The 21948-nt window shown below is 65.1% G+C and carries 7 protein-coding genes; 1 reads left to right on the forward strand and 6 read right to left on the reverse strand.

Translation table 11 applies throughout. The features are described from left to right. Positions 1–14 precede the first annotated feature (14 nt). On the reverse strand, positions 15–1265 hold the full coding sequence (locus FHW92_RS01385) for a D-amino acid dehydrogenase (RefSeq protein WP_168601429.1): 1251 nt from the start codon (positions 1263–1265) through the stop codon (positions 15–17). Continuing rightward, entirely contained in the window at positions 1262–2365 is a 1104-nt protein-coding gene (alr, locus tag FHW92_RS01390; protein ID WP_168601430.1) for an alanine racemase, read from the reverse strand. The genes FHW92_RS01385 and alr overlap by 4 nt, the downstream gene beginning before the upstream one ends. A gap of 127 nt (positions 2366–2492) precedes the next feature. Between alr and FHW92_RS01395 the strand changes: the two genes are divergently transcribed. Then, positions 2493–2972, forward strand: coding sequence for an Lrp/AsnC family transcriptional regulator (locus FHW92_RS01395; protein WP_168601431.1), 480 nt, complete (start codon positions 2493–2495; stop codon positions 2970–2972). A gap of 9 nt (positions 2973–2981) precedes the next feature. Here FHW92_RS01395 and FHW92_RS01400 read toward each other — a convergent pair whose 3' ends face one another. The 4 genes from FHW92_RS01400 to FHW92_RS01415 form a co-directional block, all read right to left on the reverse strand. Next, positions 2982–4190: an HlyD family efflux transporter periplasmic adaptor subunit gene (locus FHW92_RS01400; RefSeq protein WP_246869853.1), complete on the reverse strand. Its 1209-nt coding sequence runs from the start codon at positions 4188–4190 to the stop codon at positions 2982–2984. A gap of 4 nt (positions 4191–4194) precedes the next feature. Beyond that, positions 4195–6300 carry an ATP-binding cassette domain-containing protein gene (locus FHW92_RS01405; RefSeq protein WP_168601432.1) on the reverse strand — a complete coding sequence of 702 codons (2106 nt, stop codon included), beginning with the start codon at positions 6298–6300 and terminating at the stop codon, positions 4195–4197. Beyond that, positions 6297–7655, reverse strand: coding sequence for a TolC family protein (locus FHW92_RS01410; RefSeq protein ID WP_168601433.1), 1359 nt, complete (start codon positions 7653–7655; stop codon positions 6297–6299). Before FHW92_RS01410 ends, FHW92_RS01405 begins: the two co-directional genes overlap by 4 nt. Before the next feature lie 456 nt (positions 7656–8111). Next, positions 8112–21734, reverse strand: coding sequence for a hypothetical protein (locus FHW92_RS01415; protein ID WP_210428328.1), 13623 nt, complete (start codon positions 21732–21734; stop codon positions 8112–8114). Positions 21735–21948: the final 214 nt, after the last annotated feature.

The following is a 21948-nucleotide window of genomic DNA, read 5'->3' on the forward strand; positions in this document are numbered from 1 at the left end:
GGGATGGGGTCCTTTTAGTAACGCGAGAGCGCGAGGTCGGCGGTTTCGATGGCCGGGCGGCGTGCGCTGATGATGTCGGCAATGACATGGGCCGAACCGCAGGCCATCGTCCAGCCCAGCGTGCCGTGGCCGGTGTTGAGGAAGAGATTGCCGATGCGGGTGGCGCCGATGACGGGCGTGCTGTCGGGCGTCATCGGGCGCAACCCGCACCAAAAGGAGGCGGCGGAAAAATCGCCCGCGCCGGGGAAGAGCGTTCCGGCGGAATGTTCGAGTGTGGCGCGCCGGGCTTCGGGCAGATCCATGTTGAAGCCGGAGATTTCCGCCATGCCGCCGATGCGGATGCGGTCGCCAAGCCGGGTGATCGCCACCTTGTAGCTTTCATCCAGCAGTGTCGAGACGGGGGCCAAAGGTTCATTGACGATGGGCACGGTCAGCGAATAGCCCTTGACCGGATAGACCGGGACCTTGAGGCCCAGGGGCTTGACCAGATGGGGCGAGAAGCTGCCCATCGCCACCAGATAGGCGTCGGCCGTGACGGGGCCGCGATCGGTGTCGACGCGGGTGATGCGTCCGCCTTCCTCGACGATGCGGGCAATGCGCGTGCCGTTCATAAATTCTACGCCCGCCGCGCGCGCCATCTCGGCCAGCGCATTGGTGAATTTGAAGCAATCGCCCGTCTCGTCATTGGGCAGGCGCAGGCCCCCCGCAATCGGCGCGGCGCTGCCCGCAAGGCCCGGTTCGGCGGCGATGCAGCCTGCCTTGTCCAGCACCTCGAAAGGCACGCCGTCGGCTCTGAGTACGGCGACATCCTTGGCGATGCCCGCCAACTGGCTTTCCTCGCGGAAGAGTTGCAGCGTGCCCTGCATCCGCTCGTCATAGGTGATGCCGGTCTGGGCGCGCAATTCGATCAGGCAATCGCGGCTGAATTCGGCCAAACGCACCATGCGGCTCTTGTTGATGGCATAATCGCGCGCGTTGCAATTGCCCAGCATCGCCACCAGCCATTTGAGCATCGCCATATCCGGGCGCGGGCGCAGGATCAGCGGCGCGTGCTGCATCATCAGCCATTTGATCGCCTTCATCGGAATGCCGGGCGCGGCCCATGGCGAGGCATAGCCGGGTGAAATCTCGCCCGCATTGCCGAAGCTGGTTTCCAGCGCCGGGCCATCCTGCCGGTCGATCACCACGACCTCATGGCCCGCCTGGCGCAGATACCATGCCGAGGTGACACCGATGACGCCGCTGCCGAGAACTGCGATTTTCATGGAACAAGGCTTTCGTTTAGGGCCGCCGCGCCGACATAGGCGCGTTCGTAACGGCGGCTCAATTGGGTCAGGATTTCATAGGAGATGGTGCCCGCGTCGGCCGCCACATCGTCGATGGTTTGATGCGGGCCGATCAGTTCGACCGGGGCGCCGGGATAGAGGTGCTCGTCCGGCACATCGGTGACATCAAGCGTGATGCTGTCCATCGAAACGCGGCCGATGATGGGCGTGCGATGGCCCGCGATCCACGCCGCGCCGCAATTGCTGAGCATCCGGGGCCAGCCATCGGCATAGCCGACCGGGATCGTGGCGATGCGTGTCTCGCGGGGCGCATGAAAGGTCATGCCATAGCCGACGCCCGCGCCCTTGGGGATTTTGCGCAATTGGGCAATCGCGGTTTCCAGTGCCACCACAGGGCGCATCGGGTTGGGGCCTGCCTTGGGCGCGCCGCCATAGAGCGCGATGCCGCCGCGCACGAGGTCGAAATGGCCGCGCTCCAGAAAGGCCCCGCCGCTGTTGTCCAATGCGCGGGGGAGGCCGGGGAAACGCTCGGCTATGGCGCGAAAGCGGGCGGCCTGATCGGCGTTGGCGGGGTGTTCCGGCTCATCGGCGCAGGCCAGATGGCTGATGAGGAAGCGCAGGTCGAGCCATGGCGCCATGGCAGGATCGGCCAGAAATTCGTCCACTTCCTCAGGCGGCATCCCCATGCGCGACATGCCTGTGTCCACCTGAAGGATTGCGGGCAGGGGACGGCCGATGGCGCGCGCCAGATCCGCCCAGCGCCGCGCCTGATCGAGCGAATTGAGCACGGGTATCGCGCCCATCGCCTCGCATTCGGCCTCCTGCCCCGGCAGCAGGCCGTTGAGGACATAGACCGGCACGCCCTTGGCCACTAGCGGCTCTGCCTCGCACAGCAGCGCGACGAAGAGATGACGGCAGCCCTGCGCCAGCAGTACATCGGCCACCCGCGCGGCGCCCAGCCCATAGCCATCGGCCTTGACCACGCCCGCCACTTGCGCGGGGGCCACGGCATCGCGCAGCAGGCGATAATTCGCCGCCAGCGCGCGCCAGTCGATCGTCAACTTTGCCCCTGCGCCCATCTGCGCCTCCACAGAAATTCCGTGGAGCGATGCTATCGCATCCTATGTCGAATTTATGGTCGATTAGCCACCGATTATGCTAATGATGGGCTATTCACGCAAGATTTGACGACGAAAGCGCGCAAATATGTCATTCATCATGGACGGGATCGACCGCGCCATCCTGCGCATCCTGCGCCAGGACGCCCGCAAGCCCAATTCCGAGATCGCCCAGACGGTCGGCCTCTCGCCCTCGGCCTGCCTGCGGCGCATCCGGCTGATGGAAAGCAATGGCGTCATTGCGGGCTATACGATCATCTCGGGCGGGGATGCCGATGGCGAACAGGCGGTCGATGTCGTGGTGCAGGTGACGCTGGACCGCCAGACCGAGGATTACCTGATGCGGTTTGAAACCGCCGTGCGCCAATGCCCGGAGGTGCGCGAATGCTTCCTGATGACCGGCGATGTCGATTACTGGCTGCGTATCCGCACCGAGAGCGTGCGGGCCTATGAGGCGATCCATGGCGAGATCCTCTCGCGCCTGCCGGGGGTGCGGCGGATCAGTTCGAGCATTTCGATGCGCGACGCCATGCGCCCGCGCCGGTCGAAACCGGGCAGGCGGGCATAACTAGCGGGCCTAATGCTCTCCCATCGCGCCCGCCACGGTCTTGATGATCGGTTTTAGCAGATAGCGCAGCACGGTGTTGCTGCCGGTTTTGATTTCGACCGTAGCGGTCATGCCGGGCTGGATGGCGATGGGCTCGCCGGGGCGGCGGACCATGCTGCGCGTGTCGACCCGGACGTGGACGCGGTAGAACACGCGATCCTGCCCCGCCCCCGCGCCATTTTCGGTCAGCGTGTCGGGGCTGATATAGGTCACCTTGCCCTCGGCCGAACCGAAAATGCTGGAATCATAGGCGTCGAATTTGACCGAGGCGCTTTGTCCGGTGCGGACATAGGCGATGTCGGTGGGTGAAACCTTGGCCTCGACGATCAGCTCCTGCCCGGTCGGCACGATCTGTAACACTTCATCGCCCGGACGCAGCACGCCGCCGATGGTGGTGAGATGAACGTTCTTCACAATGCCGTCGGTGGGCGCGACAAATTGCGTTTCGCCCAGCGAGGCGCGCCGCTGCGTCAATATCTCGCGCGCGGTCACCAGTTCCTCGTTGCTCTTGGCGTAATCGGTTTGAAGCTCCTGATAATAGCGGTTGCGCAGATTGGCGATCTGGCTCTGAATATCGCTCTGCTGCCGCTCCAGCCGCAGGATTTCGGACCTGCTGACATCGCCCTGACGCAGCAGGGGGCGGTTCATCTCCAGCTCGCGCGTGGCCAGATCGAGCTGATGCTGGAGCGCGGCGACCTGATCGGTAAAGGCCATCCGCCGCTTGGCGAAAAGCGCGCGTTGGCTGGCGACAAGGTTGGGGAATTTCTCCGCCTCGCCGCCAAAAGCCAGCGGACGGTCGAACAATTCGGCATTGATGCGCGCCTGCTGCGCCTCCAGCCCGCCGACCTTTGCCGCGCCTTCGTCCACCGCCGCGCGCACCTTGACCTGATCCAGCGTGACCAGCTTCTGTCCCTTGCGCACGCTGTCGCCCTCGCGCACGAGAATTTCGCTGATGACGCCGCCGTCGGTGGTCTGCACCACCTGCACGCGCCCTGCCGGGATCACCTGCCCGGTGGCACGGCTGATCTGGTCGAGATGGGCCACGCTCGCCCATCCAATCGCGCCCGCCAGCGTGGCCACCGAAAGCCAGATCACCCGGCTGCCGCGCGGACGCTTGCCCGAACCGGGCATCTTGGCATGGCTGGTGCCGGTCAGGCGCAGATTGCCGCCGCTTGCCATGGCTTTATTCCTTATCCTGTTGGGGAGATTGTCCCGGCACTTCGCGATTGGCGGCGGGGGCCGGTTTGGGGCGCAACTGGTTCAGCACATCGGCCGTCTTGCCATCCAGCGCCAGACGCCCGTCGATCACCACCAGCACCCGGTCGACAAAGGACAGCAATTGCGGTTTGTGCGTGACCATCACCACGGTCTTGCCCGCGAAATGGCCGAAGATCTGCTGCAGCGCGCGCAATTCCGTTTCCGGGTCCAGATTGGCCGTCGGCTCGTCCAGCAGCAGGATCGAGGGATCGGTCAGCAGCAGTCGCGTCAGCCCGACCAGCGCCCTTTGCCCCCCCGATAGGCCAAAGCCTCCTTCCGAAATCGGCAGGTCCAGCCCCATCGGGTGCTGGCGCAGCAATTCGGAGAGGCCAGTGCGTTGCGCCGCGGCCAGCAGGCGCTCGTCATTGGGATTGGCGATGCCCAGCGCCAGATTGTCGCGCAGCGATCCGCTGAGCAGATCAAAGGATTGCGGCAGATAGATCAGTTGCCGCCGCAGATCGTCCTCGGCCACTTGCGAGATTTCCACCCCGTCCAGCGTAACCTGCCCCACGGCGGGGGCATAAAGCCCGGCCATCACCTTGAGCAGCGTAGATTTGCCCGACCCGACCGAGCCGATGATGCCCACTTTTTCGCCCCGGTTGATGAACAGGCCGGGGATGTCCACCCCCGAACGCGCGCCGGGATAGGCGAATTGCACATTGGCCAGACGCATCCCTGCCTGCACCGGTCCCATGCGCAGCATTTGCCGGTCATGGGGATGGTCGCTGGGCAGGCGCAGGATCGAATCGAGCGCCTGAAGCGAGGAGCGCGCATAGCTCCATTGCACAATCAGATTGGGCAGCGCGGCCACCAGCGGCCCGTTGATCCGCCCGCTGATGATGGTGCAGGCGATCAGCCCGCCCATCGTCAGCCGGTGATCGGCCACCTCATAAACGCCCAGCACGATGATCCCGACATAGGCCACCTGTTGCAGCACATTGAACGTGCTGCCCGACAGGGTGGACCAGCGGCGCACCTGATTGTCATGGCGATGCACCGTATCGACCAGCCGGTTCCATCCGGCCAGCATGTGCCAGCCCCCCAGATTGGCCTTGATCGTCTCGGCCGCGCCCAGCGCCTCGACCAGCAACCCGTTCTTGCGATTGCCCGATACTTGCGACTTATGCGCGTCTTCACGGATCATGCGCGAAAACAGCATGGCCGCGCCGATCGCCAGCGGAAATGTCAGCGCCGGGATAATCACCACCGACCCGCCGATGCCATACATCACCACCATGAACAGCAGCGCAAAGGGCAGATCGGCCAGAATGAACAGCGAGGCCGAGGCCATCACCGCGCGCACCTGCTCCAGCCCGCGCAATTGCGCCGCCATTGTGCCGACGCCCGGCGGGCGGGCATCCAGCCGCACCGATTGCATCCGGGCGAAGAAATATTCCGACACTTCGGCGTCGATGCTGGACGCTTCCTCGTCGATCAGAAAGGCGCGCGTGTTGCGGATCAGGAAATCGACCAGCAGCGCAAAAGCCATGCCCGCCGTCAGCACCCAGAGCGTATCAAAACCCGCACGCGGGATCACGCGGTCATAGACCTGCATCGAATAGATCGAGGTGATCAGCGCCAGCACATTGATGACCACCGTGGCCGCCGTGGCGTCGACAATCATCCGCCGCCGCCCCAGAATGGCCGCGCGAAACACCGCAAAGGCCGACTGGTGATTTTCCGCGCCCGCCGCGTCGGGAAAGGAGAGCTGGACCAGCCGCAGCCCCGGCGCCCATTCCACCTCGGCCAGACCGCTGGCGGTGATGGCGCGGATATGGTCGGGCCCCTGCCATTGTTCGGCCATGGCCCAGCCAAGCTGGTTCACATAGACCAGCATCGGGAAATCCTGAGGTCCGGGCCGCGTTTCCACGGCCACGGGCGCATCCCATCCGGCCATTTCGCTCAGCCGCCAGGGCGCCTCGGGATCGTCCAGCGCAAGGTCGATGGTGACGGCCGATTGCCAATCCGGCGCAAGGCGAATGCCCCGCCGGCGGGCCAGCGCAGCGGCCAGATCGAGCAGGGGAAGCGTCACTTGTGTCGTCCTTCTTCGTTGGTATTCGTGTCATTGCTGCGCAGCAAAATCCGCATCGCCGCCGCCGAGGCGCTGTAGCGCACGTCGATCGCGTCCAGATCGGCGGTCATCGCCTCGCGCACGGCGTTCATCACATCGAGCCATGTGCGCCGCCCGCTGACGAACTGGCGGACATAGCTCTCGGTGATCTTGTGGCTGTCTCCGGCCAGCGCCCTTGCCCCTGCATCGCGCGCGCGCGCGCTGGCATATTCGATCAGATCATTGCTGGCCGTGGCCTTGAGATCCTGCGCCACCGAGGGGGCCTGAAGCTCGCTGGCCTGTTCGCGCAGGCGGGCCGCATGGGTGGCAAAGATTTCCGAAAAGCCCCCCGTGGTCTGCATCCGCACCGACAGGCCCACGCGATGTTTGTAAATCTCGTCATACGTATAGGAGGCAAAGAGGCCCGGCAGGCGCGAGGCGGCGGTGATCCGCGCATCATCGCGCGCCACTTGCGCCTCGGCCTGAACCCGGCGGCGCTGGGGGCTGGCCGCGATCATCCGCTCGGTCAGCGCGGGCAGCTCCCAATGCGGCCATGCGGTGGGTTCGGCAAAGCCGGGGGCCAGCACGATATCATCGCGCACCACCAGCCCGGACAGACGCCCCAGGGCGCTGGCCCTTTGCGCGCGGACCAGATCGAGCTGCTGGGCTACCTGCAACCGGCGCGAATTGGCCAGTTTCAGATCGGCCTCGGGGCTGACCTCCTGTGCCACACGGCGGCGCATCGAGGCCACCATGTCATCCATCACCGCCAGAATGCCGACCAGCACCTGTTCATGCTCGCCCAGCCGTTTGGCGTCATGATAGGACTGGTTCACCTCCAGTTCGAGGTCGAGCACGGTTTCGGCCAGACGATAGAATTGCGCCTGCCGACTGGCCTTGGCCCGGTCGATGGTGGCGGGAATCCGCCCGTTGGTCCACAGCGGCAGATCGACATTGGCCGTCACCTGACGGCTGAGCAAAATGGCGCCATATTGGTTGAACTGGATCGACATGGTGGGCAACCGGCTGAGCCGCGCCGCCGTCACATCCACTCCCGCCGCGCGCAGCGATGCCCGCTGGGAAGCGACCGAGGGATGATGGCGAACCGCCTCCTCGATCAGCCCGGTCAATTCGGGATTGAAGGCCAGAGCGGGCGTGGTTTCCTCGGGCAGCGCGATGCGGTTTGACGCCGCCGCGCCGGGGCCGGGTTGTTCGACCAAGGGCATTTCGGGCTCAGCCCCGGTTTCGGGGGCGGGCGGGCCATAGACGGGCGGGCCATGGACAGGCGGGGGCTGATCCGCAGCCGGTTGCGATGCCGAAGCGGCGGCGCTCCCCATGACGCCCGCCGCAATCAGCCAACCGGCCATCCCAAAACGCAGGGCCGCCCTATATCCCTGTCCGGGCCACCGCGTCGTCGCGCATGGCCGCTTTGCCTTTCCCACTTGCCCCATCCCCTCATGTGCGCCCGCGACCGATCCCGAACGGGTCGCAAGATCCGGTAATGTCTGAAATTCGCGCTTTCCCATGGCTTTCAGGCGGTTCCTGAATGTGTGCCCCCGGGCCTTGTTCAAGTGAAGCCGCGAATGGTCGAGAATGGCGCAACCCGTTTGGGCGGATTTGTGGCATTAAGATAATGATTCAACACAATTTCATATGCCTTGACGGGACGCAGGGGGCAGGGCGGGGTCGGGCCATGTCCAACGGTTTTCGTTCCATATTCCGCCCCGATGTCATGCCTGGGACGGACCAAGGGCGGCGACGCGCCCTGCGCCGCCGCCCCTGTTGCATCTGGATCAGCCGATGACGTTGGCGCTGGTCATCGCCGCGATCTGCGTCTGGGTCAGACCGTGCAGCACGCCGATCTCAGTCAATTCGGCGGCGTGGACATAGCCATTGCTGCCATTGGCCGCCTGCCAGTGCCAGACGCCGAAATTGACCGCAGGCGCGCCGCTGCCGCTGTCATTCGGATCGGACAGGGCAACGATGAACACCGCATCGGTGTTGCCAACAGCGGCCAGCGCCTTGTTGAGCAGGTTGCTGCCCGCGCCGAACACCGAGGCCACGCCCGAAGCATCCGCGCCGAAGCTGTCGGTCACCACAACGACTTCCTGAGCCAGCGTGGAGGGCACCGCGCCCAGACTGATCGCCGAGACATCGCCCGCGCCATTGTGCGCGGTGTGCGAGGACAGGGCCGAGAAGTTCAGGATATCGTGGCCCATGCCCGACCCGGTGGTAAAGCCGGAAATCGAGAAATCGACCGTATGCCCATTGCTGCCCGCCAGCGTCGAGAAGGCGATCGTATCAGTGCCGCCCTTGGCGCTGGTGCTGCCGGTCAGGTCGATCGTGTCGCCATAACCGCCGCCCGCGAATGTGTCATTGTTGTTGGTGCCATAAAGCGTTTCGGCCCCGCTGTGATAGGTGGCCGCATCGTCGCGGATGTAGAGGCCGCCCGTGCCGGTGAAGCGCGACCAACTCATGCCGCTGACCTGATCGGCCGAGACCGTCAGCTGCCCGGTGGTGTAATCCAGCCCGACATGGCTGAACACGTTGAGCAGCGTGTGATTGCCCCCGCTGATCGCATCGGCCATGTTGGCCGCGCCATTGACGGTCAGCAGGCTGTTGACGCTGGCGTCGATCCCGCTGAAGTCATGATAGGCGGTCGGCGTGGTGGCCATCACGGTCAAGGCGCCGCCATTGCCGCCGGCGGCAAAGGCATGGCCATCGGCCTGATTGTCATTCATCAACAGCGCGTGATCGGTCAGATCGCTCCACAACCCGCTGAAGCTGGTGCCGCTGTATTGCGTCAGGTCCAGCGTGCCGACGGTGACATGGCTCAGATCCAGCGTGCCGCCCGAGGCGCCCGTCACCACCAGCTTGCCGCCGGTGACGGCATAGGTGCCGGTTTGGGCGTCATAGCTGTACACATGGCCCGCGTCATAGATCGTGCGGCCCGAGACATAGGCATAGCCCGAGGTCAGCGTCTGGCTGTTTTCCACCTTGATCTGCATCGTGGTGGGCATCAGCCCGGCCCCGCCCGCCACCAGCGTGGTGCTGGCCTGAACATCCAGCGTCGAGGAGAGGCCGGTGTTGGCGATGTAGTAGCCGGGCGTCTGGGCGCTGTCGGTCCAGTTGACGGTGGTGACCGCCTGCGTGGCGTTCAGCCAGAGCGCGCCGGTGCCGCTGATCTTCATCGCGCCCGCCGCGTCGAACTGTTCGGCCAGCATGGTCAGCGTGCCCGCCACCGAGATGGCATTGGCGGTGACATCGGCGGTATCAACGAAGGAGACCGTCGACCCCACGATCCCGGTCAGATTGACCGAGAGGCCCGAGGCGATATTGCCGCGCACATCCACGATGCTGCCGCTCTGGCCGTTCAGGATCACGCGGCCCGTGCCATTGGCGCTGAGCGAGGCGAGCTGGGCGGCATTGACCTTGACGGTCTGCTGCGAGCGCAATGTGCCAAGCGCCAGCTTGCCTTGGCCATCCGAAAGCGCGCCATTGCCATCCACGGCCAGACCGGCAAGACCCGTCAGATCGAGATTGGCCGAAATGCCCGACAGATCGACCGTGGCCGAATTGGCGCCCGAAAGGGTCGAGAGCGTGCCGTTGTCATTGTCCGCCAGCACCACGGCCGCGCCGGTAAAGCGGCTGCCCGCGCTGCCCGCGTTATTATAGGCCGCCGCGCTGGTGCCGTCGCCGGTGATGGTCAGGCCGCTGGCCTGACCGCCCTTGATGACAAGCTGGGCGCTGGACCCGGCAATCGACAGATCGGCATTGGCATTATCGGCAAAGGAAACCGCGATGCCATCCTGCACATGGGTCAGATCGACCGTGCCGATGGTGTCGGACATGTTGCCCTGAATGTCGATCGTGCCGCCGCCATTTTGCGCCGCCTTGGTCAGCGCCAGTTGCCCGGTCATTTCGCGCGCCGTCACGCTCAGCGTCTGTCCGGCGATCAGCGCGGGCAGATCGACCAGCTTGGTAGCATCCGTGCCGTCGGCGAACTTGCCGCTGCCGTTGATCGTCAGGCCCGCCAGCACATTGGTGGTGGACAGGGCCGTCAGGTCCAGATTGGCGGTGATGCCGCTCAGGTCGGCCGTGTGGGCGGTGGCCATCTGTTGCAGGGCGCTGGTGTCGGCCGTGCTGATCTGCGGCACAGTGCCGGTGATCCCGGCATAGACCGTGCCCGCGCCATTGATGGTCTGGTGGTCGAGCTGGTCGATGCGCCCGACAAGCTGGCCCGAGGCATTGACCGTGGTCTGGCCAAGGCCGGTTTCGCTGCCGTCCCGGAAGCTGACGGCAACGCTCTTGGCCACATTGGTCAGCACGACATGGGTGTTCACCGTGCCCTGAATGTCAAGGAGCGAGCGGTTCGCGCCATTGACCGTGCCCGACAGGTTGAACCCGTTGTTGCCCGCCAATTGGTCGGCATTGACCGTCAGGCTCTGGGTCGCGCCCAGCGTGGGCAGCAGCAGTTCATAGCCGCCGTTGCCCAGCGTATAGCCCGCCGTATAGTTGATCCAGCTATTGCCTTCGCGATAGTTGATCACTGTGCCGCCGCGTGTGCCGTCCTGCGCGATGCCGCCGGTGCTGCTGTCGCTGCCCAGCGACGTCAGGTCGATATTGGCCGTGACCGAGATCAGATCGACATTGCCGAATTCATTGACATAGGCATCGGTCCCCGCCGCCAGCGCCAGAGTGCCCGCGCCCGAGACGTTGATATTGTTGTAGACCTGATCCGGGCGCAGCGTGAGCGTAACGCCGGTGCTGACCGCCGTGCCGCTGTAGGCCGACCAGTTGTCCCAGTTGGAGGGATAGGACTGACCATGCGCCAGGTTGCGGATATTGGTGGCGTTCGAGCCGAAATAGACCGCAAAATCGGTATTGAGCGCGGTCAGGTCGAGATTGGCCGCAATATTGCCTTCCACCCCGACAAAGCCGCTGCCGTTCAGCGTGAAGCCGGTGCCGCCGCTGAGTTGGCTGGCATTGACGATCAGCCCGTTCGACCCGTCAAAGCCGGGCAGCGTGATCGCATAAGTGCCGTTGGTGAACTGGCCCAGCCCTGCGTTCCAGGTGATCGCGGCCGCGCCATTGGGCAGATAGGACGAACCCGCCGCGCCATACGAAATGTCAATGTCGACATGGCCATAGATATTGGGCAGCGTCAGATTGAAGCTGGCCGGATCATTGACCGTGTTGGTCAGATCGGCATTGGCGGTCAGCGTGTTGATGCCCACCACGCCATAGCCGCTGCCGTTCCAGCGATAGCCGTTATATTGCGTGTCGAAATAGACGCCGCTGGCCACAGCGCCGTCCATGACCACATTGACGCCATCGTCGATCAGCACCGTGGCCGAACCGAAGCTGCCCGCATAGTTCAGGACGGTGCCCTGACGGCTGCCGAAATTGAGCGTGACCAACGAGGCGTTGATCTGCGAGAAATCGCCATTGACCAGCCCGTTGCTGAGCAGATCCTCGACATGGGCGATCAGCACCTTGGCGCCTACCGCATTCCCGCCTTCGTCCAGCACCAGCGAACCATTGCTGTAATTGCGCGTGTCGAGCGAAAGATCGGTGGCGTCGCGCGAATAGATCGTGACGGTCTGATCGGCATTCCACGTCTGCGGCAGATAGGCCGAGAGCGTGTTATACGTGCCCGAAATCGAATTGGCGATCGTGGTTTTTTGCCCGCCGGTCAGCGCGTTGAAGCCCACCGTGATCGAGCCGTTGTTGGTGACCGGATTGCCCTGACCGTTCAGCCCGGTGACCAGCGCGACATTGTGGTCATAGGCATAGGCCAGATCAATGCTGGTGGTGATATGCGACAGGTCGATGGCATGGCTGGCATCGCCCAGCGCGCCATAGACGCGCACCACATTCGAGCCATCGCCCAGAATGTAATTGCCGTCGAGCTGGTTGCCGATCACCTCCATGGTCGACTGATCCGACAGGGTGATCGAACCCTTGCCGGTCGAGCGGGCGTCCTCGGTATCATCGCCGCCATAGGGATTGGCGACAATGCCGTCCCAGAAGCTGAGCGCCGAGGTGATGCCCAGCAGCGAGAGGTCGCTGCCATCGACATTGCCCACGACATAGGTCGTGCCCGAGCCCGAAACCGAATGCCAGTTGGCCTGATCGGCGCGCAGCACCAGCTCGTTGCCGCTGCCTAGATAGAGCTGGCCGTAATTCCAGCCATTGGTGTAGGACAGGGTGTTGAGCTCGTTGCGGGCGATGGTGGTGGGCGTGTTGAGCGCGGTATAGGCCGTCACATCGCGCGAGGTCAGCGCCGTGTCCTCAAAGGACAGGGTCGACTGGATATGCGTGAGGTCGACCAGCGCGTTGGCGCCATCGGCCACGTCGCCGCCGATATTGACTGTGCCGCCGCTGGTGAACAGGCCATTGGCCTGCGTGGCGGTCAGGCGCAGCCAGTTGTCGCCATTGATGCCCAACTGATTGGAATCATCGACCGAATTGGTGAAACTCATGGGTGTCATCACATGGGTCAGATCGACCCAGCCCGAGACGATATTGCCCGAGATCACCACCGCGCCGCTGCCCGAGACGGTATGGCCGCTGGCCTCCAGCCCGGTCATGGTCAGCACCGCATTGTTGGCCAGCGTGAAGAGATCGACCGGCACATAGGCCAGCGGATCGGCCGCGCCCGACAGGTCGGTGTCCTGACCCACGGTAACGTTCAACTGCGCCGCCGTGCCGCCCACGGTCGAGAAGCCGCCATCCGACAGCGTCAGCGTGCTGGGCGTGGTCAGCGCGCCATCCGGGCCCGCCGTGCGGCCCGAAGGCGTGTAGAGATAGATCGAGAGCGTCTCGCCCTCCACCATCGTCACCGTATAGGTCGTCGAACCCGAAGCGCTGTTCCAGCCCACGACCTGATTGTTGCCGCCATTGACGTTGGTGGTCACATAATAGCGGTCGCTGTCGGGGTTATAGGTGTGGGTGCCATAGGCGTCGGTATAGCTGTAGGCGCCGTGGTAATTGTTCTGGAAATTGGCGGTGAACGTATAGGTGCCGGTGGCGGTGGCCGTGAACTGGAAGTTCTCGAAGGCGCCGTCACTGTTGCCGCCCGTCAGCACGACGCCATTGTCGGTCGCCGCGATCTTGCCGGAAAGCCCCGCGTTTGCGCTCTGGAGCGCCCCTGCCCATGCCGCATTGGTGGCAAAGGCGGTGGAGAACACATGCGCCAGATCGGTCTGGTCCGACAGGTTGGTGGTGGCCGATGCCGCATAGGGCAGCTCGATCGTGGCATAGACATTGCCGGTGATATACTGATCGCTGGCCTGCTCGGCGCTCAGCGTCAGGACCGTCTGGGCCTGCGCCGTGCCCGAGACATTGACCGTGGCCAGACCGCCCGCATCCGCGCTGTCCAAGAAGGACAGGGCGATGGTGGCGGGCAGATAGGTGAGATCCAGCGAGCTGGAAATATCGCCTTGCAGATCGAGCGTGCCGGTGCCGGTGATGGCCAGTTGGCCAGTCAGCTCGGCCACGGTCAGGCTCACCGTCTGGCCGGTCAGGACCGGCAGGGTGATGTAATGGCCATTGTCCACCAATTGCCCATGATGCGCCCCGGCGGTGGTTTCCACCGAGAGCAGGGCCTGCGTCAGGTCGATGCCGGAGCTGACCGAGGAGAGGTCGAGCGCGCCGGACAGATGCCCGCCATTGCCCCCGCCCAGCACGATCAGCGTGCCAGCACCCGTGATGGCATGAGCCGAAATCTGGGCGTCATGCGCGGTCAGATGCGCGCCCATGCCCAGCGCCACGGTGCCAAAGGCGCCGCTTTCGCCATTGTCCTTGAAGGACACGTCAATCGCCGCGCCAACCCCGGTCAGGTCGGTGTTGGCCGCAATATCGCCCGCCACCACCAGATGCCCGCTGCCCGCCACTGCGGCGGCCAGAACGCCCGCCAGTTGCCCGGCATCGACATAAAGCGTCTGCGTGGCGGCCAGAGTGGGCAGCAGCACGCTGTAGGCTTCGCGCGTGACGGTGTTGCCCGCGCTGCTCACCAACTGGTTCAGCACGATAGTGTTGCGCGACGTGTTCGCATCCAGCGCCACGCCCTGCGCGCTCATGCCGCGCAGATCGATATTGGCGCTTACTCCGCTCAGATCGGTGCTGCCCGAGGTCAGCACCTTGGTCACGGTCCCCGTCACATGATCGAGCAGGCCCGCATTGGCCGCGTTCACATGGGCGGCCGTGTCGCTGAGCGAGGCAAAGCTGACGCTGGCGTTCGGACCTGCGGCGGCAAGGATTGCGCTGGCCTGCGCCACGGTGACTGTATCGGTCACGATGATCGCGGCGGCCCCGCCCAGGAAGGTCGCGCCATGGGCGGTAATCGCGGCGGCAACATTGGCTGCGCTGTCGCTCAGCGTGAAGAGCACCGGCGCCGAGACGCCATTGGCCGTGGCCAGACCATAGAGCGTATAGGCCTGTTCGGCGGTGGCGGCGGTGGTGGCGGTGATCGTGCCGGTCACGCGGGCCGCGATGGCGCCGGTGATCTGCGCGGTCAGATTGGCGGCGGTGTCGGCCACCGAGTAATAGATATGCGCGCCCGAATTGGCGCCCAGCCATGCCAGTTCGACACCTTGCGTGGCATTGGCCGCATTGGTGATATGCACCCCGCCCGACAGGCGCGCCAGATCGGCCACGCCCAGCGCCGTTACATGCGCCGCCGTATCGGCAATGCTGAGCAGCAGATGGGTCTTTTCGGTGGTGGCATTGGGGAAGGAGCCGCCGCCGTTAAGGCCGTTGTAGAAGTTCTGCAGAATGGTCTGGGCCTGCGCGGCAGTGGCCGTGCCCGTGGCCGAGATCACCGCATTGGCGGTCAGCTTTGTATAGGAGCCCGCCCCCAAGGACATCAGATGGGCGACCGTGTCGGAGACGAAATCCACGCTCTGCGATGCCGCCGAACCCAGCGCCGACACCGCCACGCCCGAGGTCAGCGTGACCCCGCCGACACTGTCGAGGAAACGGGCATTGGCGGTGATGGCCGAGGCGATGTTGGCCGCGCTGTCGCCCACCAGGTCGATGGTCAGGCCGTGCAGCCCTCCGGCCTCCAGCGTGGCGGCATTGGCCGCGCTGGTGCTGCCGGTCACTTCGACGCCGGTCGCATCGGTCAGGAAGGTCCAGTTGCCGTCCGTCGTATGGCGCGCCACGATGGCGGCCGCCGTATCGGCCACATTGTAATGGACCAGCGCGCCATAGGTCGCCGCAAAGGCGGATGCCTGCGCCGCATTGGCGGTGCCGGTGACGGTGATCGAGCCGCCGCCAAAGGCCAGCGCCGCCTGCAGATCCGTCGCCGCACCATTGCCCAGCGCCGCCAGAGCCGAAGCGCTGTCGGAAATGGTGAAGGTGATGCCGTTCCAGTTCTGGCCGTCGACCTGCTGCTGGTTATTGGCCTGATAGGTCAGATTGGCCGTCACCAGCGCGGCGGCATCGGCCAGCGAGACCGGATCGGTGATCGTGATCGTCCCGCCATTGACCGAGGCGCGCTCGACCGCCTGATCCACCAGCCATTGCGGCGCGGCGGCAAAGTGGGCCAGCGTGTCGGCCACCGAGAAAGTGGCCATGCCCGAGCGGAAGAAGTTGATGTTATACAGCACGCCCACATCGGCCAGCGTGGCGGCGGTGGTTGCCGTCACCGTGCCATGCACGCTGTAGAGGAAGCCGTTGTTCGCCCAATCCAGCGTGGCCAGATTGGCCGCCGTATCGACCAGATTGCCCAGGATCGCGGCATTGGCATTGCTGCCCAGTGCGGCCGAAACATCGGCGGCCGTCAGCACCGGCGCGGCGGCGGCATCGGCCAGCGTGATCGTGCTGGCCGCATCCAGCGTGGCGACGGTCTGTCCGTCGAGCTGTCCGGCCGTGGCGGTCAGATGCGCGCCATGGTCCATGGTCAGCGTGCCGCCGTCGAACAGGATCGTGTTGCTCGCGGCAATCCCGGTCAGGTTGATCGATTGATCATCCAGCGTGCCGGTCACTTCGACCGTGCCGCTGCCCAGCACCTGAAGGGGCATATCGCCGTCAAGCTGGGCTGTGGTCAGCACCAGCGTCTGGCCATTGGCCAGCACCGGCAGGGCCAGCGCCAGCGTGCCGGTCGCATCGACCAAATGGTCGAGCGCGGCCCCGCCGCCCACATGCAGGCCGGTAAACTGGGTCAGGTCAATCGTGGTCGCCGAAACATAGGTGAGATCGGCCACCAGCGAGGAGGAATGGGCGGCATCGTCCACCACGACCAGATGGCCGCTGCCGGTGATCGTCTGGCCCGAGGCATGGAGCGCCTTGACCGTCAGGGTCAGGCCGGTGTCAATGGCGATGGCATTGTCGATATTGTCCTGCAGCGACAGGTGCAGCGTATCGGCCAGACCCGAAAGGTCGAGCGAGACACTGGCCACATCGCCGCGAACATCGGCCGTGCCGCTGCCCGAAAGCGCCAGCGCGCCGCCGCCCAGTTGGTCGGCATTGACCAGCAGGGTCTGGCTCGAAACCAGCGTGGGCAGGGTGAGGGCATAGGAGGCCGTGGTGGCATCCTCCAGAACGCCGCCCGCCACATGTAGGTTGGTGATGCCGGTCAGGTCGATGGTGGCCGCCACCGCGCCCAGATTGGCCGCCGAGGTCAGCGCGCTGGCCGCGCCGCCGCGACCCAGCACGATCAGCACGCCCGAGGCATTATGACCGGTGTCGGCCAGGATTGTCTGGCCGGTCAACTGGTCGCTGGCCATGGTCAGGCTGCGGCTGTCGGCAATGGTGATCTGCGCGCCCGATTGCGGGTCGGAGGCATCGGCAAAGCTGATGGCAATCCCTGCGGCAATCGCGGTCAGGTTGGTATTGGCTGCGACATCGCCCTGAACATCGACCGTGCCCGCGCTGCCAAGAACGCTGAGCGTATCGGCCTGCGCGGCGGTCAGGGCCAGCGTGAGGCCTGCACTCATCGTGGGCAGGGTGACGGTGGCGCTGCCTTCGGTCAATTGCCCGCTGGCGACGGCGAGCGCGCCGTCATGGGTGAAGTCGATGGTCGCGGGCAGCACGTTGGAGAGATCGGTGCTGGCCGAAACGCTGGTGACGTCCACGGTGCCATTGCCGTCCACGCTGCGTCCATCGAGCAGATGCGCGTCGAGGCTGAGCGTATAGGTCGCGCCATTCGTGCCGGTGATGAAATGCACCGAGGCATTGGCCGCGCTGCTGAACGTGCCGGTGAAGGTCGCGTTGGCGTCGATGATCGCGGTCACATGGCCGCTGGTCGAGGTGATGGTGGACAGGTCCGAGGCCGCGTTTGAGGCGATGTCGACAATGCGCGCATCGCCCGCGCCCACATCCAGCGTCACCCCGTTGACCTGTGCATAGGACATGATCAGCGCTTGCCCCGCCACCCATGTGGGCAGCGTCAGGTTGGTGACCGTGCCCGACGTGGCGTGCGACAGGTCGAGGCTGGCGCCCACGGCGCTGAAATCCTGGTTGGTGAAACCGCCGGTGATGCTCAGCACGCCCCGGCTCTGGCCCAGACCGCCGTTGACCGCGCCCGCCAGAACGCTGGCGCCCGCAAAGCGCGCTGCGCTGCCGCTCAGCGTCACGTCATGGTCGATGGTGACGACCGCATTGCCCAGCGTGCCGGTAAAGGTGGCGTCCTGCGTCACCTCCCAGTTCACATTGGCGACGGTCAGGTTCGACAGGTCGGCCGTGACCGCGCCGCCGCCGACCAGATCCACCGTGCCCGCACCCGTGATGGTCAGGCCGCTGGCGGCATTGACCGGCATGGTCAGCGTGGCGATGGCGTCGACCGAGACGGGCGCGCCATTGAGGTTGGCGCTGCTCAGCAAGGTGTTGCCCGTCACATGCACGGCCAGCGTGCCAGTGCCGGTGGTGTGGATGCCCGACATGTCGAGCGTGGCGCCTGGCGCGCTCGACGGCCCATTGACCACCACGGTCAGGCTGGTGCCGCTGGGCACAGTCAGGTTGTTGCCCGCGGCCGAGGAGGCGAAATCGGCCTCGGCGGTGTTGAGCACCAGCGCAGCAACGCCGGTGGGCGACAGCGTGGGCAGATGGGCGATTGTGCCGGAATAGGCCGAAAGATCGACGGTGTGGGCGGTGATATGGCTGAAATCATCGCCGCCGTTCAGCGTGCCGGTGCCGGTGATGTTGACCGTGCCCGCGCCCGAGATGGTCTTGCCCGAGGCGACATCGCCGTCGATGGTCAGCGTGGCCCCGCTTTGCACCACAATCGGGAAATTGGCGAGGTTCGAGCCCGAAGGCACCGTGGCGCTCGTGCCGGTGGGCACCACCAGCGAGACCGACAGGTGGCTGGTGTCGATATGGCTCAGGTCCATCGTGGCCGCGCTGTTGACCAGAATGTTGAGCGAGCCGGTGCCGGTGATGGTGGCCCCGTTCACCTCGGCCTGATTGAGGATCAGCGTATGGCCCGCCGGGATCGAGGCGGGCAGGGTGATCGTATGCCCGTTGGGGTTGATGCCCGACAGATCGACCGTGGTGGCGGTCAGGGACGAATAGTCCTCATTGCCGGTGGCGGTGCCGACGACCTTGATCTCGCCGGTGCCGGAAATGGCGATATGGCTGGCTTGATCGGCGGTCATCGTCAGCGTGACGGGCGGGTTGCCGCCGCCGACATTGTTGACGGTGATGCTGCTGCCCGGAATGGCGGCGATATGGGCCAGATCGGCGGTGATCTGCGAAGGGTTGCTGGCGCCGGTCAGATCAGCGTTCTGGCCGATGGACAGGCTGATCGGGGCGGTGACATGGGTGACGTCCACCGCATCGCCCTGCGAGTTGACCAGACCGGTCAGTTGCAGCACGCCGCCATTGGTGGCGCCCATCACCAGCGGCGCACCCGGCCCGGAGATCTCGTCGGGCGAGAGGCCAAGCGTGTTGCCGTTGAGCGTCTGGGGCAGGTTGAGATGGTTGCCCTGGCTGTCCTGCAGGTAATAATGGCCCGCGCCGTCGCTGCCCAGGCTCAGGCCCGCCGCCGCGCTCATGTCGATATTGTACGAGGCATTGGTCAGGAAGCTGGAGGAGATCGGCGTGCCGTTCTGCGTGCCGTCGGTGGTCAGATAGGTCTGGCCGCCCGTGGTGTTGAAGATCGGCGTGACCAGACCCGCCTGCGACCCGTTGCCGCCCGATGCCGTGGAGACATGCGAAAGGCCCAGCAGGCGCAGGAAGTCGATCTGCAGATTGTCGTTGATGCCGATGTTGACGCCGGTGACATTGGTGAAATTGATGTTCTGCGTCAGCGTGTTGTTGCTGCTGCTGGTGACCACCACGGTGCCGCTGGCCGGATCGGGGGCATTGGTGATGTTGATGATCGTGCCGCCGCTGGCGCCGTTGAAATTGTGCAGCTTGTTGAGCTGGGTGGCCGAGAGCGTGACCGAGGAGGGCGAACCGGCGAAGGCTTCGAGGTCATAGCTGTTGAGATCGCCGCCCAGCGCGATGTTTGAAATATCGACCGAGCCGATGATGACCAGCGTTTCGGTGCCGTGCTGGTTGTTGCCATAGGTGGCGTAATTGATCGACGAACCCGCGCCATAGGCGGTGGGCAGATAGCTACCGTCGTTCAGATCGTCGGTAAAGACAAAGGTGTTGTTGCCCGAACCGGCGTTGATCGTGACCCTGCCGCCCTGATCGACGCCATTGCCGTCGACACTCACCCCATCGGGCGCAGGCATATAGAGCATCAGGCTGTAGCTGCTGCCCAGACCCGCGCCATTATAGGTCAGGTTGGTCGAGAAGGGCACATTGGTCAGATCGACGGTCTGATTGCCGAAGGTCAGGCCCGCGACATTCAGGTTCGTGACCAGATCATGCGCGTCAAAGTTGAGCGAACCGACCTGCGAAGCGGTGGCGTTGATCGTCTCGATGGTGACCGTGCCGCCGTTATGGGCGCCCAGCAAGGAGCGCGCCACCGCCAGCGAGGCGGTGCCCGTCAGCACGATATTGCCCGCTTTGCCAAGGAAGCTCTGGCCATAGGTGGCGATGGTCGAGGCGTAATGGGCGGAGGTGTCGGCAATGTCATAGGCCAGCGAAAGCGTCGAGCGGCCAAGGGCGGCGGCCTGCGCGGCGCTGGCGTAATCGGCGATGGAGCCGTCGGCGATCGCCACGCTGCCCACGCCCGTCAGGCTGAGCGTGCCGGCCAGCACGGCAGCGCCAATGTCGGCCGAGGTGTCGGTGATGCCAAGGATCGAGACATGGCCGGGCAGGGCGGCCTGAAGGGCGCTGGCCTGGGCAATGGTGGCGGTGTCGGTGGTGGAGAGCGCGCCCACATAGGTCAGGCTGAGCTGGCTTGCGCTCAGCGCGCTGGTGATCGAGGCGGCGCTGTCGGTAATGCCGGTGATATGGACATTGGCGTTGACGGCCTGAAGCTGTTCGGCCTCGGCCACGGTCAGCGTGCCCGACACATCAATGCGGGTGGCGGTGGAAAGGAAGGCCGCGCCGCCCTGATGGGCGATCACCGCCTCGATATTGGCGGCCGTGTCGCTGACCGCGCCCAACTGGACGCTGCCCGCCTTGCCTGCGGTGGCCAGATTGGCCAGATCGGCGGCCTGCTGAGCGCTGGCCAGACCCGTGACGGTGATCGCGGTGATCGTATCATGCGCGCCCAGCGGCAGGCCCAGAATCTGGGCAGGCGTGCCCGAAACGGCATCGAGCAACGTGACGCCCGCATTGGCGGCGGCCAGCACGGTGGCCACCTGATCGAGGCTGGCCCCGGACAGGGTGGCGGTGATGTTGGTGGCGCCCGACAGGATCGCCGGATTGGCCAGCGCCAGGTGCGCGACTGTATCGTTCAGGCTGTAGCTGTTGAGCGCGGCATTGATCGGGGCGGCATTGGCAATCGCGGCAATCGCGCTTTCCAGCCCGGTCACCTGCGCCACGGTCAGCGGGGCGGCGGCGGTGAAGCCGATGGACTTGGCATAGGCAAAGACATGCGCGTCCGCCGGATTCTGCGTCGCGGCCAGCAGGTTGGCGTAAGTGTCGACCAGCCGGTAATTGGTGAGCAACTGGGCCGGATCGGAGACGAGCAGCGCCTCGGTATCGGCCACGCTCACCACCACGCCTGCGCCGTGCAGCGCCGAAATCAGCGTGTTGAAGCTGCTCGTCACGCCATTGATGGCGTTGGCGATCTGGCTGGAAACGGAGGTGTTGCCCACCAGCGCCTGAAGGCCGGTGATCGCCGCGCTGATCGAGGCGATGTCCTGATAGGTGGCGTTGTTGTAATTGGTGCCCTGCAGCGCCGCGATCTGGGCGTTGAGCGAGGCGGTCTCGGTGTTGATCGCGCTTTCGATGCCCGACCACAGGCCGGTGGCAGCGCCGCTGCCGTTGGTGGGATGGCCGATGGCGGTGCTGATCTGGGTGGAAACCGAGCCCGCGCCCGAACCGTTCAGCACATTGATCGCGGCCATCAGGCCTGCGATGGAATTGAGCGTGGGCGTGCCACCATTGGTGCTGGAATCGTCGATGACCAGCGCAAGATTGGCATTGGTGCTGTTGATTTCGGTCTGGAGCGTGGCGGCTGCGGTGCTGATCGCGCTTTCGATGCCTGCCCACAGGCCGGTGGCCGCGCCGCTGCCGTTGGTGGGGTGGCCGAGGGCGGCGGTGATCTGCCCGGCGACCGAG

The sequence above is a fragment of the Novosphingobium sp. SG707 genome (assembly GCF_012275515.1).
In the GTDB taxonomy this organism is placed as follows: domain Bacteria; phylum Pseudomonadota; class Alphaproteobacteria; order Sphingomonadales; family Sphingomonadaceae; genus Novosphingobium.

Bases quoted from the DNA above. Each gene is read 5' to 3' on its own strand.
- FHW92_RS01385 (WP_168601429.1), bottom strand. From the start codon at position 1,265: ATGAAAATCGCAGTTCTCGGCAGCGGCGTCATCGGTGTCACCTCGGCA.
- alr (WP_168601430.1), bottom strand. From the start codon at position 2,365: ATGGGCGCAGGGGCAAAGTTGACGATCGACTGGCGCGCGCTGGCGGCG.
- FHW92_RS01395 (WP_168601431.1), top strand. From the start codon at position 2,493: ATGTCATTCATCATGGACGGGATCGACCGCGCCATCCTGCGCATCCTG.
- FHW92_RS01400 (WP_246869853.1), bottom strand. From the start codon at position 4,190: ATGGCAAGCGGCGGCAATCTGCGCCTGACCGGCACCAGCCATGCCAAG.
- FHW92_RS01410 (WP_168601433.1), bottom strand. From the start codon at position 7,655: ATGGGGAGCGCCGCCGCTTCGGCATCGCAACCGGCTGCGGATCAGCCC.
- FHW92_RS01415 (WP_210428328.1), bottom strand. From the start codon at position 21,734: ATGGCCGCGATCAATGTGCTGAACGGTTCGGGCGCGGGCTCGGTTTCC.